Origin of the sequence: Alicyclobacillus vulcanalis (assembly GCF_900156755.1) — a bacterium.
GTDB classification, from domain to species: Bacteria; Bacillota; Bacilli; order Alicyclobacillales; family Alicyclobacillaceae; genus Alicyclobacillus; species Alicyclobacillus vulcanalis.
Map to the genome: position 1 here is coordinate 105,638 of NZ_FTOO01000004.1, position 13,591 is coordinate 119,228.

14 protein-coding genes and 1 riboswitch are annotated in these 13,591 nt (G+C 65.2%); of the genes, 3 read left to right on the plus strand and 11 right to left on the minus strand.

The features are described 5' to 3' along the window. Nucleotides 1-67: 67 nt before the first annotated feature. Genes BW934_RS06230 through BW934_RS06250 form a run of 5 tightly spaced genes read right to left on the minus strand, consistent with a single transcriptional unit; the run spans nt 68 to nt 3,943 of the window. Nucleotides 68-1,270: an acyl-CoA dehydrogenase family protein gene (locus BW934_RS06230; protein WP_076346221.1), complete on the minus strand. Its 1,203-nt coding sequence runs from the start codon at nt 1,268-1,270 to the stop codon at nt 68-70. 16 nt (nt 1,271-1,286) lie between these two features. Continuing rightward, nucleotides 1,287-1,979: a PIG-L family deacetylase gene (locus tag BW934_RS06235; protein ID WP_076346223.1), complete on the minus strand. Its 693-nt coding sequence runs from the start codon at nt 1,977-1,979 to the stop codon at nt 1,287-1,289. 1 nt (nt 1,980) lies between these two features. After that, nucleotides 1,981-2,298 (minus strand): DUF1806 family protein, encoded by a 318-nt coding sequence (locus BW934_RS06240; protein WP_234969652.1) that lies wholly within the window; start codon nt 2,296-2,298, stop codon nt 1,981-1,983. A gap of 5 nt (nt 2,299-2,303) precedes the next feature. Continuing rightward, nucleotides 2,304-3,161 carry a sulfurtransferase gene (locus BW934_RS06245; RefSeq protein WP_076346225.1) on the minus strand — a complete coding sequence of 286 codons (858 nt, stop codon included), beginning with the start codon at nt 3,159-3,161 and terminating at the stop codon, nt 2,304-2,306. After that, the gene (locus BW934_RS06250; RefSeq protein ID WP_076346227.1) at nt 3,158-3,943 is read right to left on the minus strand and encodes an SDR family NAD(P)-dependent oxidoreductase; all 786 of its coding nucleotides are present in this window, start codon (nt 3,941-3,943) and stop codon (nt 3,158-3,160) included. The genes BW934_RS06245 and BW934_RS06250 overlap by 4 nt, the downstream gene beginning before the upstream one ends. A gap of 99 nt (nt 3,944-4,042) precedes the next feature. Between BW934_RS06250 and BW934_RS06255 the strand changes: the two genes are divergently transcribed. After that, on the plus strand, nt 4,043-4,369 hold the full coding sequence (locus BW934_RS06255) for a hypothetical protein (protein ID WP_076346229.1): 327 nt from the start codon (nt 4,043-4,045) through the stop codon (nt 4,367-4,369). Between the two features lie 7 nt (nt 4,370-4,376). On the opposite strand, the gene BW934_RS06260 is transcribed toward BW934_RS06255, so the two are convergent. Then, a complete protein-coding gene (locus BW934_RS06260) occupies nt 4,377-5,294 on the minus strand; it encodes a hypothetical protein (RefSeq protein ID WP_076346231.1) in 918 nt (305 codons plus the stop codon). 96 nt (nt 5,295-5,390) lie between these two features. Between BW934_RS06260 and mnmA the strand changes: the two genes are divergently transcribed. Next, nucleotides 5,391-6,488 carry a tRNA 2-thiouridine(34) synthase MnmA gene (mnmA, locus tag BW934_RS06265; protein ID WP_076346233.1) on the plus strand — a complete coding sequence of 366 codons (1,098 nt, stop codon included), beginning with the start codon at nt 5,391-5,393 and terminating at the stop codon, nt 6,486-6,488. A 12-nt stretch (nt 6,489-6,500) separates the two neighbouring features. Then, nucleotides 6,501-7,373 carry a LysR family transcriptional regulator gene (locus tag BW934_RS06270; protein WP_076346235.1) on the plus strand — a complete coding sequence of 291 codons (873 nt, stop codon included), beginning with the start codon at nt 6,501-6,503 and terminating at the stop codon, nt 7,371-7,373. 80 nt (nt 7,374-7,453) lie between these two features. Here the strand turns inward: BW934_RS06270 and tkt are convergent, their stop codons facing one another. The 5 genes from tkt to ribH form a co-directional block, all read right to left on the minus strand. Next, entirely contained in the window at nt 7,454-9,451 is a 1,998-nt protein-coding gene (gene tkt, locus BW934_RS06275; RefSeq protein WP_084182516.1) for a transketolase, read from the minus strand. 157 nt (nt 9,452-9,608) lie between these two features. After that, nucleotides 9,609-11,903, minus strand: coding sequence for an ATP-binding cassette domain-containing protein (locus BW934_RS06280; RefSeq protein ID WP_076346237.1), 2,295 nt, complete (start codon nt 11,901-11,903; stop codon nt 9,609-9,611). Continuing rightward, the gene (locus BW934_RS06285) at nt 11,900-12,469 is read right to left on the minus strand and encodes an ECF transporter S component (protein ID WP_076346454.1); all 570 of its coding nucleotides are present in this window, start codon (nt 12,467-12,469) and stop codon (nt 11,900-11,902) included. Before BW934_RS06285 ends, BW934_RS06280 begins: the two co-directional genes overlap by 4 nt. Before the next feature lie 95 nt (nt 12,470-12,564). Further along, nucleotides 12,565-12,664: riboswitch (TPP riboswitch) on the minus strand. A 61-nt stretch (nt 12,665-12,725) separates the two neighbouring features. Next, nucleotides 12,726-12,956 carry a hypothetical protein gene (locus BW934_RS06290; protein WP_076346239.1) on the minus strand — a complete coding sequence of 77 codons (231 nt, stop codon included), beginning with the start codon at nt 12,954-12,956 and terminating at the stop codon, nt 12,726-12,728. 128 nt (nt 12,957-13,084) lie between these two features. Beyond that, complete coding sequence (gene ribH / locus BW934_RS06295) at nt 13,085-13,552, minus strand: 6,7-dimethyl-8-ribityllumazine synthase (RefSeq protein ID WP_076346241.1); 468 nt, start codon at nt 13,550-13,552, stop codon at nt 13,085-13,087. Nucleotides 13,553-13,591: the final 39 nt, after the last annotated feature.

Here is a 13,591-nt window from a genome sequence, read left to right on the forward strand (position 1 = left end):
CAGCGCGTCAGGGCGTCTTCGCCTTTTGCATGTCGTCCCGCCACGCTGGACGCGAATGGATGGGCGCCTACGCGCGATTTGCGTTTGGCGTCTCGGTGCGCCTTGCGAGCGCCGCCTTGGCCAAGTTTCGGTAGACCACGTCGTCCATCGGCGGGTTGTGCAGGCCTGCACGCACGTCCCGGTAATACCGCTCGAGCGGGAGATCCCGCGAGAGACTGCGCCCGCCGACGATGCGCATGGCGAGATCGACCACCTGATTGGCGGCGTTCGTCGCGAGCGTCTTCGCGGCGCCATACTGCGGCTGCAGCCTGACGCGCTCCTCTGGAGAGGCCGCGTCGAAGCGGCGGGCGAGATCGTACAAGAGGGTGCGCGCAGCGAGCAGCTTGAGCTCCATCTCGCCGAGCTTCTGCTCGACGTGCGGCACCTGGGCGATGGGGTGCGGCAGCGAGTTGGGCCGGTACGTGGCCGCGTACTCGAGCGCAAAGTCGCGGGCCGCCATCGCGATGCCGAGGTAACAGGCCGGGATGTGCAACAGCCAGCCGGCCCCGTCGGGCCTGCGCTCGGGCTTCACCCCCGGGCGCTGAATCACAATCACGCGGTCTTCCGGAACAAACACGTCCTTCAGCACGATGTCGTGGCTGCCGGTGGCGCGCATGCCGAGCGTGTCCCACGTCTCGACGATCTCGACATCCTCTTGCCGGACGAGAAACTGGCCCACGACATCCTCGTCAGCGAGCGTGGCGGTGACCATGATCCACGTGAGCGCCGGGGACAGCGTGCTGAACGTCTTTCGCCCAGTGATGCGGTAGCCCCCGGGGACTTTGCCGGCGGTCGTCTCCGGTTTGCCCCCGCGGCTCGGACTGCCTGTGGCCGGCTCCGTGGCACAGCTGTTGATGAGCGCACCCTCTTGGACGACGGTCTCACACACCATGCGAAACAACGCATCCGGAAAGGCCCCGCTCTCGCGCAGGTGAAGAAGAATGCCCATGTGCCAGCCGATGGCGAGCGCGGTCGATCCGTCTCCCTGCGCCAGCACTTCCTGATGCATGAGCATCTCCGCAAGCGATAGCCCAAGCCCGCCATACTCCACGGGCACCGTCCAGCGCACATAGCCGGATCGCTTCAGGTCGTCGATGTTCTCAAATGGGAAGTCACCGGCGCGATCGTGCTGTGGCGCGCGCTCGCGAAACGCGTGCGCAAGCTCCCGCGTGATCCTGAGGCGCTCGCGAACGTCCTGTGGCAGCGCCGATTCTCCGTAGATGTCGTACATGTCGCGTCCCCCGCTTTCAATCCGTCAGGCTGCCTGGGCTTGGCGCCGGCCCTTGGCTCAGCACAAAGTATTCGCGATCCCGCATGCGGTGGATGGCCTTCTCCTCGTTGCCCCAGAGAGCCCGATCGAGCTCCGATTGCGTTCTGTGGGCCCGAAACGCCATCACCTTCTGCCGCCGATACGCGCGCACGTCCACCTCGATCATCGCCTTGGCCGGCTGGGGATAGCGCAAAAAGGCGGCGAGATCGTCTCCCCAGGCGACGTACAGCAGGCGCGCGTGTTCGTGATCCTGGCGATAACGCGCGTACGCGAGCGTCGTCAACCGGCCGATGGCGGCGTGATCTGGATGGCCGCCGAGCGGATCGTGAAACGTGATGATGCTCACCGGCCGCTCTTCGGCGAAGAGCGATGCCAGGCGCGTCACCACCTGCTCGGCCGGCGCCATCTCCAGTTCTTTGTCCCGGTAGCCCAAAAGCACCAGGCGGCTCACACCCAGCGCGTCGCAGGCCGCACGCAGCTCCTGCTCGCGCAGCTTGCCGAGCGATTCCCGCGTTGCCCGGAGCGGCACGCCGAGCCGCCGGCCCATCTCTCCGCGCGTGGCACAGACGATGACGACCCGATGTCCCTCGGCCGCGAGGCGCGCAAAGGTGCCCCCTGCGATAAACGTCTCGTCGTCCGGGTGAGCAAATACGCCCATGACGGTGGCCACGTCATGATTCCACCTTTCCCACATCGAGCGGCGTGTCGCTGACGGTGAGCGTCTGCCGCACGCGGTGCTGTCCATCGAGGCCCATCATGACAATGGCCGATCCGTCCTCGACAAACTCCGTGACGTCCTGGATGTAGACGAGGGCAGCCGGATCGCGCAAGCGAAGGTGCACGCGGAACAGCCCTTCGCCAAACAGCCCGACCTCGTCCAGCGTGCCCGAGGCGTTGCGCAGATACGCCTCGGGGTTCACTTCGAGGTGCACGTAGACCCGCTGCCCGCGCCACGCCTCCAACCGGCGGATGGCCTCAAGCGCGCCCATCGTCTTCACGGCTGCCACGCCCCCGGTTCGTCGCCCGTCGCCACCGGATGATCCGGATACGACACCCAGTCGCTCCAGCTGCCCGGGTAGAGCTTTGCGGAGAGACCCGCGAGCTCCATCGCGAAGAGGGTCGAACAGGCCGTCACGCCCGAGCCGCAGTAGACCACAATCGGCTTGCCGCTGCTCGCAAGATCGGCAAAGCGCAGCCGCTGCTCCTCAGGTGTGCGCCACGTGCCATCTTCCCGAAGCCCCTCTTCCCACGGGTGATTCACGGCGCCTGGGATGTGGCCCGCCTTGGGGTCGAGCGGCTCCACATCGCCCCGATACCGCGCGCGGCTGCGGGCGTCCACCAAGACCAGCTTGCCCTGGCGCGCCGCCTCGCGCACGTCGTTCACGTCCACCGTGTCGCCGGCCCGCAGCCGAACCTCGACGTGGCCCGGGCGAGGCTGTGGCAGCTCGGCGGTGACGGGCCGGCCTTCCCTGATCCAGCGCTGCCACCCGCCATTCAACAAGCGCACGCGCTCGAGCCCAATGTGGCGCATCAACCACCACGCGCGCGCCGCCATGCCCTCGCCCGCATCGTACACGATCACGTCCGAATCTTGTCGGACGCCGCTTTCTGCAAGCCGCGCGGCGAACGCCTGCCAGTCGGGAAGCGGATGGCGCCCGCCGTGCTCCCGTTTCGGGGAGGACAGGTCGCGCTCCAAGTGCAGGTAAAACGCGCCCGGGATGTGGCCCTCGCGGTACGCACGTTCGCCCGCCTCCGGATCGGTGAGCTGAAAGCGGCAGTCGAACACGACGACATCCTCGTCCCCAAGGCGTTTGGCGAGATCGTCTGGCTCGATGAGGCCCGGCGCCTTCATGACGTCGCCCCCTGCCGATGAAACACGCGCGCCCCCGCCTGGTCGATGGAGGTCACGATCATCTGGTCAATGTTCACGTGCGCGGGCCGCGTCACGGCGAACACGATGCAGTCCGCGATGTCGTCTGCGGTGAGCGGGCGGACGCCCTGGTACACTTTGGAAGCCTGGGACGAATCGCCGTGGAAGCGCACCAGGCTGAATTCGGTCTCCACCATGCCCGGATCGATGGAGGTCACCCGCACGGGCTTGCCCAACAGCTCGTGCCGCAGGGCTTCCGTGATGGCCCTCACCGCGAACTTGGTGGCGCAATAGACGCTGCCGCCGGCGTACGATTCGTGCCCCGCGATGGAGCCCAGGTTGACGATATGGCCGTCTCCAGACGCCACGAGGTGCGGGATCAACCGCTTGGTCATCCGCATGAGGCCCATCACGTTTGTGTCGAGCATCTCTTGCCAGTCGGCCTCGTCGCCCGTTTCGACGGGATCGCGCCCCAGGGCCTTGCCCGCGTTATTCACGAGGACGTGCACGCGGCCGAAGTGGCCGACGACGCCTTGGACGAACGCGTCGATGCTCTCGGCGCTCGTCACGTCGAGCGCCCAGGCGTGCGCTTTTCTCCCGGTCTCCCGCGCGATCTCGTCCGTGAGCTCCGCGAGCCGCTCCTTCCGGCGTGCACCGACGGCCACGTCGAACCCCGCGCGCGCGAGCGCGATGGCCGTTTGTCTGCCGATGCCGCTCGACGCGCCCGTCACCACCGCAACTTTTCCGCGTCCATCAATTGCCATTTCAACACACTCCCCTTTCAAGTAGGCGCACGTCGTGCCCAACACCCGCCCCCTGCCATACGCTGCATCGTAGAGTCCCGGCGAAGGAGGATGCTCGCCATGCCATGCAAAGAGGTCTTCACGGGTCACGTCGCCATCCAGGGCGAAGACTTCCGCCGCATCCAAGAAGCCGCCGATCGCGGCCAGAACCTGTGGCGCCTGAGCCCCGTCCGCACCGCGCAGGAGGTCGGCACGCGCCACTTGGGCTTTCGGATGAACGACATCTACACGCTGGTCGAGCAATACCGCGACGCCGACAGCGGCCTCATGTACGCCGTGGTGCGCGTCAAACACCGCGACTGCGTATTTTTGGTCCGCCTGTATCAGCCGGTGAAACAGGGGGCCGGCGGCATCTGGGTGGTTCAATCGGTCGTCGAAATCACTTGACGTCTGTTCAGCGCATCTTGTCCCACATGGACGGGGGCAGTTTGCCGACCGTCGCCATGAGGAGATCGTAGAGGCAGGCGTCGAGCGCCTCCTCGGGCGACAAGTTCTCCATCTCGGCGAGTTGGCGCAGGCTCAGCCGCTCCTTGCGCAGCGTCCGCATCGCCTTCTGCCACTGCTGCACGTGCGGGCCATGATAATCGATGAGGAAGTTCCACTTCTCCTCGTCGATGGCCAGACACGCCTTCAGCATGTCGGACACCACCTCGACCGTCGCACCCTGCGCGCCGCGCTCAAATAGCCGCTGGCGAAACACGTGCTTGATGAGCGCCTCCTCGGAAAACTCCAGCAAAAACGGCGGCATGATGTATCCCACCGGCAGCTTGGCTCGCGCCGCCTGCATCTGCTCCGTGCGCTCCTGTTTCGCCAGTCGAATGACCTCGCGGATGCGCTCCAATTCTTCGTCGTACTCGCTCGGGTTGCGCGCCTCCACCGGCAGCTCGAATCCCCAGGGCACGTTGGCTCGCTGTCCACCCGCGATGCGGGTGGGCCGTCCGACGGTGTATGTAATGAGGTGATCGTAGACGGGCTTGGCGACCCCCAGATACAGAAACAGCACCGTTTCGCCGCGGATGGGCTCGTACGAATGCCCCGCCGCCACCATGCTGCGCAAAAACCTGTCCCGATTCGCCATGTCGTTGTACTTGCCGAGATACAGGCTCGCCTTGAACGCACTCGCGAGTCGGTCTTGATCGGTGGCACGCAGCGCCACCACGCGCCCCGCCTGCGCCACGCGCCATCCTTGCTCTTCGAAACAGATGCGAATAAACTTTTCAATGTTGTCCAGATGCTCGTGGACGGGGACGAGATCGGTGAGAAACCGAAGCCGAGGATGTTCCAGGATGGCGGATCGATCGAGTTCGAACACCGCGCATCACCCGCCTTTCCCTGTGAAGATGAAACGAATATCCTTGATGATTGTATCAAAGATCGCCGAAGAGCGCGGAGCAAGGAGGGGATGCATATGGCGGCGCGCGTGGTCGTTGGCATGTCGGGCGGCGTCGACTCGTCCGTGACGGCCCTCCTGCTCAAGCGAGCGGGCTACGACGTGATCGGCGTGTTCATGAAAAACTGGGACGAGACGGATGAAAACGGCGCGTGCACGGCTGAGCAGGACTTTGAGGACGTGCGCCGAGTCTGTGAGCAGATAGGCATTCCCTACTACGGCGTGAATTTCGAGCGCGAGTACGAGGAACGCGTGTTTGCGCATTTCCTCGAGGAGTTCAAGCGCGGGCGCACGCCCAACCCGGACGTGTTGTGCAACCGGGAGATCAAGTTCAAGGAACTGCTGGCGTGCGCGATGGACCTGGGCGCCGATTACCTCGCCACCGGCCACTATGCGCAAGTTGAGCGCCTTGAGGACGGCGCAGTGAGGCTTTTGCGCGGGCGGGATCGGAACAAGGATCAGACGTATTTCCTGCACATGCTCACGCAGGCCCCACTGAAGCGGGCCATGTTTCCCATCGGACACATGACGAAGCCCGAGGTGCGGCAAATTGCGCGCGATCACGGCCTGCACGTGGCACAGAAAAAGGATTCGACCGGCATCTGCTTCATCGGCGAGCGCAACTTCCGCGCCTTTCTGCAGCAGTACCTGCCCGCGCAGCCGGGGGTCATCGAGGACGTGGACGGCCACGTGCTCGGCGAACACGACGGGCTCATGTACTACACCATCGGCCAGCGCAAGGGCCTGCGGCTCGGCGGCCTGCCCGGGCGCGATCCGGCACCTTGGTTCGTGGTGGACAAGGACCTCGCCCGCAACGTGCTCATCGTGGCGCAGGGCCACGATCATCCGCGCCTCTACAGCCGGGCGCTCGTGGCGGACACGGTCAGTTTCATCGCCGAGCATCCCCCAGCCCGTCGTTTTCGGTGCACGGCCAAGTTCCGCTACCGCCAGGACGACCAGCCGGTGGAAGTTCAAATGACGAGCGACGACACGTGCCGGGTGGTGTTCGACGAACCCCAGCGGGCCATCACGCCCGGTCAGTCGGTCGTCTTTTACGACGGCGACGTCTGCCTCGGCGGCGGCATCATCGCCCAGCGCGAACCGGCCTACGACTGAGGGGGTGCCCGATTGGAGACCAAGGATCTTGAGTTGTTTCTCGCCGTGGCGCGCAACCGTTCGATTTCGCGCACCGCGGATCAACTCTACATGTCCCAGTCCACGGTGACGAACCGGCTGCAGCGGCTGGAGCGCGATCTCGGCTGCCAGCTGTTTACCCGCACGCCGGGCGGCGTCCAGCTCACCGAGGAAGGCAAGCGGATTTACCCTCTCGCCGAGCGCATGGTGGACCTCGAGCGGCGCATGCTCGAACCCGCCAAGCGGGCGGTGCGGACGCTGCGCGTCATGAGCGGGCGCGCCTTCGTGTCGACCGACGTGCCGAAGTGCCTTCACCAGATTCTGCAGGTCGCAGAGGTTCGCCTGCAGGTTCGCATGGGCATGTACGAGGACATGGTCGAAGCGCTCGTCGGCAACCAGGTGGATTTCTGTTTTCTGGGAGAGCCCATTCATCACCCACGCGTCCGGCTGATCGAGTATCCGCCAGATGCCATCGATCTCGTCGTGCCGCGGGGACACCGGTTCGTGCACGATCTTCCATCCATCGGCGCACTCGCTGAGGAACCGTTCATCGCGTTTGCCGACACGAGCGCCCCATTTCGCCGGCGGATCGCCATGTTGCTGGCGAAGTACAACGTGTACCCCGACGTGCGCATGGAACTCGACTCCATCGATGGGATCAAGGCCATGGTGGCGCAGGGGCTTGGCATCTCGCTGTTGCCGCGGCGAACGCTGCACGACGCCGAGGCCAAGGGCGTGGTGGCCATTCCGCTGTCGGACCCCCAGTTTTGCCGGCCGACGTACCTGGCCTACCCGGACGCCATCGAGCACGAGGAGCTGACGAAGGCGTTTATCGCCATCGTGACGCAGCACTACGCGGGAAAGTGACGCATGGTTGGCAGCGTGCTCGAAAAAGGGCCGCCCGCTCCTTCGGGAGCGGGCGGCCTTTTTGTGCTGGGTCGTGCCCGTCAGCGGTTGAGAAGCTCCTTGGCCAGTGCGTAGACGTGATCGACTGTAAAACCGTACTCGCGCACGACGATGTCGCCTGGCGCGGAAGCGCCAAAGCGGTCGATGCCGAGCACCTTGCCGTCCAGGCCCACGAACTCATACCAGCTCATCGGATGGGCCATTTCAACGGCGAGGCGCCTGCGGAGCGAGCTCGGCAGCACGGATTCGCGGTATGCCGCGTCCTGCTCCTGAAACACGTCGATGGACGGGAACGAGATGACGCGCACCTTCACGCCTTCCTGCGCGAGCCGCTTGCCCGCCTCGAGCACGAGCTGCACCTCGGAACCGGACGCCAGGAGGGCGAGATCGGAGCCGTCCTCGTGCTGGAAGATGATGTAGCCGCCGCGATCGAATTCGCCCTTGTGCGCGTTCACCTCGGCGAGCGCGGGCACCTTCTGACGCGTAAGCGCAAGCGCGACCGGCTTGTCACGGTGCGTCAGGGCAAATTTCACGGCGAGCGCCGTCTCCGTGCCGTCCGCCGGCCGGAACACGCGCAACCCGGGAATGGCGCGAAGCGACGGAAGTTGCTCGATGGGCTCGTGCGTCGGGCCGTCTTCGCCGACCGCGATGGAATCGTGCGTCAGGACAAAGAGCGATGGCTGCTGCATGAGCGCCGCGAGGCGCACCGCCGGGCGCAGGTAATCGACAAACACGAGGAACGTCCCGGCGTACGGGAACACCCCGCCGTGCAGGCAGATGCCGTTCATCATCGCGCCCATGGCGTGCTCGCGCACACCGTAGAACACGTTCTTGCCCGCGTAGTCGGGCGCCTTGAAGTGGTCCTCGTCCTTGATCATCGTGTTATTCGACTTGGACAAGTCCGCGGACCCGCCGAGCAACGTCGGCACGTGCGGCGCGACGGCGTTCACGACCTTGCCAAACGCCTCGCGCGTCGCGATGGCCTCTTGAAACTCGGGCAGGACCTTGTCGAAATCGACGTCAACCTGACCGGCAAACGCCTGCTCGAAGGTGCGGGCGAGATCCGGATGGTCCTTGGCGTACGCTTGGAAAGCTTCGTTCCAGGCCGCCTCCGCCTTCGCGCCCTTTTCCTTCACCTCAGCAAACAGCTTGCGCACCTCGTCCGGCACGTAAAACTCTTCTTCGTAGTGCCAGCCGTACGCGGCCTTGGCAGCCTGTGCCTCCTCCTTGCCGAGCGGGCTGCCGTGCGCGTTGGCCGTCCCCTGCTTCTTCGGCGCACCGTAGCCAATGATGGTCCGGACCTCGATAAGCGTCGGGGCGTTGGTGAACGATTTCGCCTTGGCAATCGCCGCCTCAATCTCCTCGAGGTTGTTGCCGTCCTCCACGCGGAGCACGTTCCAGCCGTACGCCTCATACCGCTTCTTCACGTCTTCGGTGAACGCCCAGTCCGTCGGGCCATCGAGCGAGATGCTGTTCGAATCGTACAGCACGATGAGGCGGTTCAGCTTCAAGTGGCCCGCCAGCGAACTCGCCTCTGCGCTGATCCCTTCCATCAGGTCGCCATCGCCGCACAAGGCATATGTATAGTGATCGATCACGTTGTGCCCGTCGCGGTTGAACTTGGCCGCCAAGAAACGCTCCGCAATCGCCATTCCCACGGCCATCGCAATGCCCTGGCCCAAGGGACCCGTCGTCGCCTCCACGCCCGGCGTGTGGCCGTACTCAGGGTGGCCCGGGGTCTTGGAGCCCCACTGGCGGAACTGCTTCAAGTCGTCCAACGTGACGTCATACCCACTGAGGTGCAGCAACGAATAAAGCAACATCGATCCGTGCCCCGCAGACAGCACGAACCGGTCGCGATCCGCCCATTTCGGATTCGCGGGGTTATGCTTCAGAAACCTCGTCCACAACACGTACGCCATCGGTGCAGCGCCCATGGGCAAACCGGGATGACCCGAGTTGGCGCGCTCGATGGCGTCAATCGAGAGCGTGCGAATCGTGTTGACTGCGAGTTGATCGACCTCTGTGTAGGGCATCATGTCCCACTCCCACTCCATGTTTTCAGCCGACGTTCCTATGATACCACAAATTCCGCCTTTGCCCGTGGGAAATGTGGCCTCGCAACCCGCGCGCCCCAAGTGGTCCGGACAAGTGGCCCGTCGCCGAGGCCCGCCGAGGCCCGGCGATCCCCAGGCCTCACGGCGCCACGAGGCAGGCGATCGCGGCCGCGACAACGATCCCCGCCGCCACGACGTCTGCCGCTCGAAGCGGAATCCGCCGCCAATACGTCCTCTGGTCCCAGCGCTCCGCGGGCGGCCCAAAGAAGCCGCGCGCCTCCATGGCGATGGCGAGCCGCTCGCTCACGCGGATGGACTGCGCGAGCAGCGGAAGGGCGTAGCGGACCGGGCGCAGAATCCACCAGCCCTCCCGGCCGCGCACGCGGCGCGCCATGCGAAAGACGTCGAGATCGTGCCGAAATCGGCCGAGGAATCCCGTTCCGGCCATGGCGCCGTACGAAAGCTTGGGCGCCAAGTGGAACGACTGCGACAGGCCGACCATGAACTCGGTACCGTCCGTCGTGGCGACGAGCACATACGCGAGCACCACGGTCGCAAAGGTCCGCAGCACAACAAGCAGTCCCTGCAAAGCACCGTACCCACTCAGGTCAAACCAGAGCCAGTGCACCACATGCGCACCCGCGGGGGCCGCGGCGTTGGCCGCAAACGCCCAGAGATACACCGCATAGATGAGCAAAAGCGGCGACAGGCGCTTGGCCATCTGAAGCGGCGATAACCAGCCAAAGCCGAAGCTGAGCGCCCCGACGAGCGCCCACATCCATCCCTCGGCGGCAAACGTGCGGGCACAGAGCGCGACGGCCGCGACGCACAACAGGGCGACGGCCTTGACGTCCGGGTGCCAGCGCACAAGGGGCGCCTTCGCCCGGCCCCCGGTTGGGGGTGCCTCGGCCGGCGCGGCGAGTGGGGCATGCCCGGCTTCGCCCCTGGCGCCCCGGGCGCCGGCTTCTTCCACGGGCGCCATCTCATCCAGGCGAGCCCGGCGCAACAGCTCCCGGTCGCGCAGGAGATCCTCCGGCGGCCCGTCATACAGCACGCCGCCATCCGCCAACACCATCACGCGGTCGGCGTGGGCCGCGACGAGCTCCAAATCATGCGTCACGGCGATCACGGCCTTCCCCGCTTCACAAAGCGCGTCGAGTCGGTCCAAGATGGCCCGCTCCGACGCCTCGTCCTGTCCGTACGTGGGTTCGTCGACCAGCCACACGTCCGCGCCCTGGCGCATCATCACAGCCATCGCAAGCCGGCGCTTCTGCCCCTGGCTGATGCCAAACGGCGACAGCTGCGCACAGCCCGCAAGCCCAAACGCCTCAAGCTCCCGCTCCACGTCGTCCGGCACCTCGTCCCCGAGCACGCGCCCGGCGATCTCGTCCGCCACGCGCTCGTAGAGAAACTGATACTCCGGGTTTTGAAAGGCGTAGGCGATGCGTCCGTACCGCGCTTTCGCCGACATTTGCCGAATCTCCTTGCCGCGGTACCACACCTGGCCCGCGGTGGGCCGCCGAAGCCCAGCGAGCACCTCGAGCAGGGACGACTTGCCGGCGCCGTTTGGACCCAACACCGCGAGCCACTCGCCCGGGCGAACGGCGACCTGGATGTCCCGCCACACGTCGCGATGACCATAGCGCAAGCTCAGGCCGCGCGCCTCGAGCACCGGTGCCTCCCCGTCGCGCACGGTTGCCGAGCGGTGCCTGTACCTTCGCGGGCGCCGAGGCGCATCCTCGGGCCGGTGCCTCGCCTTCAACCGGCCGCCCGGCGCGAGCTCCACCACCGCGTCCGCGATCGCCAAAAACGGCTCGTACCGGTGCTCGATGACCACCACCGTCTTGCCCGCCTCCTTCAGGCGGCGAATGACATCGTAGACGTGGCGGCGCGAGTCGGGATCGAGATTCGCCGTCGGCTCGTCGAAAAGGACGAGATCGGCGTCCATGGCGAGCGCCGATGCCACGGCGAGTTTCTGCTTCATGCCGCCCGAAAAGCGGTTGTGCCGCTCGCGAAGCCCCACCTCGAGCCCGACGGACGTAAGGGCGCTTTGCATGCGGGCCGGCATCTCGTCGCGCGAAACGCACAGATTCTCGAGGCCAAACGCCAGCTCGTCGTCGACCCGATGCATACAGAACTGGAGATCTGGATCCTGAAACACGTAGCCGATCTTTCCTGGCGCCTGAAACTCGGGCGCGAGCCGGATCTCGCCCTCTACCCGCGCCTCGATGGAGCGCGGCAGGATGCCCGCGATGGCCATGGCGAGCGTGCTCTTGCCGCAGCCGCTTGGCCCGATGAGAAGCAGGCATTCCCCTTTCGCGAGCGAAAAGGACACGCCGGCAAGCGCGGGCGCCGGCGCCTCGTCGTAGGTCACGGTCAGGTTGTGCACTTCAAGGGCCAAGGCCCTGTCCACGCCCGCGGCCGCCGTCGTCATGCCGACTTCACCGACCGCTTGGCGATCTCGTAATTGCGCAGCGCGCCAGTGCGACAAAGCGCGTCGGCGAGCGCCTTCGGCAACAGACCGCCGAGCACGGCGCCGGAGACAAGCGAGATGACGACGAACGCGACCTGCGTGCCGAGATGCAGCGTGTCGCCGCCGTATTGGAAATACCATTGGAACATGAAGGCCGCAGAGGCCAGCACGCCAGACAGCGCGCAGGTGCCCGTGTTCCACACGCGATACGCGAAGATGAGAAAGGCGATTTCGGAACCCAGCCCCTGGATGAGGCCGGAGATCATGTTGGAGAGGCCCCACTGCTCACCCAGCAGAAGTTCGACGGCCGCCGCCACCAGCTCCGCGATGAGCGCAGCACCTGGGCGCCGGACGATATAGGGAACGATGACGCCGGCGATCATCCAGAGCCCTGTCATCACGCCTTGCAGCGCGTACGCGGTCGCTGGGATCAGGGCGTACAGCACGTCCCACACCCGGTAAATGCCTCCACAGACAATGGCCAACACGACCATCAGAATGACTTCACGCAGTTTCCACCTTGACATCGCATCCGCTCCCCTTTTCGCAGAACAGGGCCTCGGGAGCGCCGCACGCCACAACGAAAACGCCCTTTTCACCACGCGGGGAAAAGGGCGCACATGGACGATGACGGGCACTTCCTCACGCTGGTATTACCCAGATCGAGTCCACAGGGTTGGCGGTCTCCGCCTCTCAGCCTTCCGGCACCCCTAGGCCCTTCTCACGATACAATTGTTCGGGTTCAGTGTATCATCGCAACGGAGGCGAAACAAGCCAGATGCGTCAGAACCGCTGCCGGATGAGCATGGCTGCATTCAAGATGCCGACGGCATTGAGCACGATGAAGAGTCCCACGGCGAATCCGCCCCAAAAGCCGTCTTCCAAATGAAGAAAACGGTTGCTCGCAAGGAACATGGAATCCAGGCTCAGGGTCAAAGACAACAAGGCGAGCCGCTGACGTTTGGACACCCGCTCGCGACAAGGCGTGTGCTTCCATGCGAATAAAGAGCGCATCCAGCCTTCCTCCCTCCGCCATCACCGAGCTTGATGGCGCCACGGCCTTCAGAATCTTATGACCGAATGGTAACCCCTGGGCCTCTTGGCGTCAAGCCCACGGCGCGTACGAAAGGACGGCTGTGCGCTTATCCGCGGAACGCGCGCTTCAAGTTTGCCATCTCGATGGCTCCAAGGGCAGCCTCCGCGCCTTTGTTGCCGGCTTTGGTCCCGGCGCGCTCGATGGCCTGCTCGATGGTGTCCGTGGTCAATACACCAAACATCACCGGCACGCCCGTGTCGCGGCTCACCTGCGCGATACCTTTTGCCGCCTCGCCCGCGACGTAATCGAAGTGCGCCGTGGCACCGCGGATGACGCAACCGAGCGCCACCACCGCGTCATACCGCCCGGACTCCGCCATCCAGCGGGCCACCACCGGGATTTCGTACGCGCCGGGTGCCCAAGCGAGCTCCACCTGCTCTTCAGGCACGCCGTGGCGCCTCAACGCATCCAGCGCGCCCTCCACCAGCTTGCTGGTGATGAAGTCGTTGAACCGAGACGCCACCAGTCCAATGCGCAAATCCTGCCCGATGAGATTTCCCTCATACACGCGCACGCTTCATGCTCCCCTCTCCACTCATGAACGAATCGGCTG

What these genes read in the sequence shown, in the direction of transcription:
- BW934_RS06285 (WP_076346454.1), bottom strand. Translation starts at nt 12,469, where the DNA reads ATGTCAAGGTGGAAACTGCGTGAAGTCATTCTGATGGTCGTGTTGGCC.
- BW934_RS06280 (WP_076346237.1), bottom strand. Translation starts at nt 11,903, where the DNA reads ATGACGACGGCGGCCGCGGGCGTGGACAGGGCCTTGGCCCTTGAAGTG.
- mnmA (WP_076346233.1), top strand. Translation starts at nt 5,391, where the DNA reads ATGGCGGCGCGCGTGGTCGTTGGCATGTCGGGCGGCGTCGACTCGTCC.
- tkt (WP_084182516.1), bottom strand. Translation starts at nt 9,451, where the DNA reads ATGATGCCCTACACAGAGGTCGATCAACTCGCAGTCAACACGATTCGC.
- BW934_RS06245 (WP_076346225.1), bottom strand. Translation starts at nt 3,161, where the DNA reads ATGAAGGCGCCGGGCCTCATCGAGCCAGACGATCTCGCCAAACGCCTT.
- BW934_RS06290 (WP_076346239.1), bottom strand. Translation starts at nt 12,956, where the DNA reads ATGCGCTCTTTATTCGCATGGAAGCACACGCCTTGTCGCGAGCGGGTG.
- BW934_RS06240 (WP_234969652.1), bottom strand. Translation starts at nt 2,298, where the DNA reads ATGGGCGCGCTTGAGGCCATCCGCCGGTTGGAGGCGTGGCGCGGGCAG.
- BW934_RS06255 (WP_076346229.1), top strand. Translation starts at nt 4,043, where the DNA reads ATGCCATGCAAAGAGGTCTTCACGGGTCACGTCGCCATCCAGGGCGAA.
- BW934_RS06250 (WP_076346227.1), bottom strand. Translation starts at nt 3,943, where the DNA reads ATGGCAATTGATGGACGCGGAAAAGTTGCGGTGGTGACGGGCGCGTCG.
- BW934_RS06230 (WP_076346221.1), bottom strand. Translation starts at nt 1,270, where the DNA reads ATGTACGACATCTACGGAGAATCGGCGCTGCCACAGGACGTTCGCGAG.